Below are 292 nucleotides of genomic sequence, written 5' to 3'. Positions count from 1 at the left end.
GATGCTACACGGGCTACCGGTGTTATGTTTAACTACCTGGTAAACAACCGCTATGGTGAGGGAACGCCGTTGCCCGTGAAGCTCAAAGGCCTGGACCCGGCGGCGCGGTATACAGTGCGGGAGATCAACTTGTTGCCGGGTACGACGTCCCCCGTAAACCATGATGTCGTGTACACGGGCGACTTCCTGACGAAGGTCGGCATTAATCCGCAGCTGACAACGGAAAGGACAAGCGTCGTGCTACAGTTTTCGAAGGTAACCCCGTAAAATATTTTTATATTTTATACAGATA

At 51.7% G+C, this 292-nt stretch carries 1 protein-coding gene; it reads left to right on the top strand.

All coding sequences use genetic code 11. The features are described 5' to 3' along the window. A partial coding sequence (locus tag KK062_RS30270) for a GH36 C-terminal domain-containing protein (RefSeq protein WP_254088118.1) occupies window positions 1–267 on the top strand: 267 nt, incomplete at its 5' end. Between the last annotated feature and the right edge of the window lie 25 nt (window positions 268–292).

It is taken from the genome of Dawidia cretensis (assembly GCF_018598175.1).
Taxonomy (GTDB): Bacteria; Bacteroidota; Bacteroidia; order Cytophagales; family Cyclobacteriaceae; genus Ohtaekwangia; species Ohtaekwangia cretensis.
Note: the sequence above shows the minus strand (reverse complement) of the source record. Positions and strands in the feature narration are given on the sequence as shown.